Genomic DNA, 1,520 nt, shown 5'->3' with positions numbered 1-1,520 from the left:
CCGTCCGTCAAGCCGCTTGGACAATGATTGAGCAAAGGCTCAACCGTATCCGTAGCAATTCTCAAGACATGTTAGCCGCAGTGCGATTACTAGAAGCAAAATGGCAGGATTCCCGAGAATTTGCTACAAAACTCTTTAGCCAACAAATTACCGAACAAGAATGGACACCTGAAGTCATGGTCAGTATTTGTGACAGTACTCGGGATGATGTTCGTCAATTTGGGCGGGATTTAGTACTACGTACCTTTCAGCAGAGTTATGGTCAAGATTATCTGCTTAAATTTAGTGAACATCCCAGTCAAGATATGCAGCTATTTGCCACTAACTATCTAGAACAGTATGCCGTAGATAATCCCGACCGTTTGCAAGACTTAATCCCTTACTTTATCAGTATTTTGTCTCGGGTTAATCGTGGACGAATTGCTAAACAGCGCGTCTTCGCATTTCTAGAAGCTGAAGCAAAAAAAAGCCAAGCAGCTGCTAAAATAGTAGCAGAAATATTAACACGACAATCCCTCACAATGGCTATTGGTGATAAAGCCCGTTCAATTCATATTATGCTAAAAATTCACCAAAACTATCCTAGTATTCCTCTTCCTATTCAGGTTAAACCAGTCTCCGAATTAAGAGGAGTGTAGGGATTTATAATTTGTTAATTTTAGGGAGTAGGGAGTAGGGAACAGGAAAAAGGGAAGAAGGCGTAGGGTGCGTTAGGGACGGGATCACCCTGATTTTTCATCTTTTTCCCACTGTTGAGACAGCCCGTACCGTAACGCACCACCGGGTCAAACAGTAAAAATGAGATGCACCCAGCCATCACCTCAGCTCTTAACAATTAAAAAAATACTTCAATACCCTAAAAACCATGGAATTTAACTACGCCTATAAAAATAGTACAGCAGTTAGCGATCGCGGCAGCAGCACCCAAATGTCCTTCTCCCCAGACACCAAGCGTCCTCCCACCTACTTCATTGGTGAATTAGGGAAAAATGTAGCCTTTCGAGAAGCCATCAGCGCCCTACATGACGTAGTAGTTTCCGATTTACGCTTCAAACCCAAAGACAGAACCGAGTATAAACAATGGCGTGCCAACCAAGACCAACAAGACTGGCAACTGATAGCCGCACAACGCCAAGACCTCGCCAATAAAATTCAACCCTTACAAGCAGAACTAAATCAATTAAATCAGAACCGATATCAACGATTATCCACCTTTTATAAAGCCAGACAGCAGTACTACAATTACCTCTATGAAAAAGACCGTGATGCCTGGTTTGTCCTCGATCCAGTAATTACCGTTCATCCCGATGAAGTCTTCTTTGAATGTTTCAGCCAAGATGAATCCAGTTATGGGCGACTAGGAGCCAGCTACGAAGTATTTAAAACTATCAAGGAATTCGCCTGCGGTACAACAAACATAGATTACTCCGCCGCCCTTTACAACGAATTTCAAAAAATCCGCAGTTACAAGACAACCCAATTTGAAATTGACCCCTCCGGTTTTGAAGTAAAAACCACCC

General features: G+C 42.8%; 1 protein-coding gene and 2 pseudogenes. 2 read left to right on the top strand and 1 reads right to left on the bottom strand.

Annotated features, from left to right (window positions below; genetic code table 11):
• Positions 1–638: pseudogene (locus F6K38_RS41690) on the top strand (hypothetical protein); the annotation flags it as partial.
• 20 nt (positions 639–658) lie between these two features.
• Here the strand turns inward: F6K38_RS41690 and F6K38_RS41685 are convergent.
• Positions 659–817 (bottom strand): hypothetical protein, encoded by a 159-nt coding sequence (locus tag F6K38_RS41685; protein ID WP_287360703.1) that lies wholly within the window; start codon positions 815–817, stop codon positions 659–661.
• A 48-nt stretch (positions 818–865) separates the two neighbouring features.
• Here F6K38_RS41685 and F6K38_RS41680 point away from each other — a divergent pair.
• Positions 866–1,520, top strand: a pseudogene (locus F6K38_RS41680) (SWIM zinc finger family protein); the annotation flags it as partial.

This window comes from Moorena sp. SIO3B2 (genome assembly GCF_010692525.1).
Classification (GTDB): Bacteria; Cyanobacteriota; Cyanobacteriia; order Cyanobacteriales; family Coleofasciculaceae; genus Moorena; species Moorena producens.
This window is presented reverse-complemented; position numbering and strand designations above follow the sequence as displayed.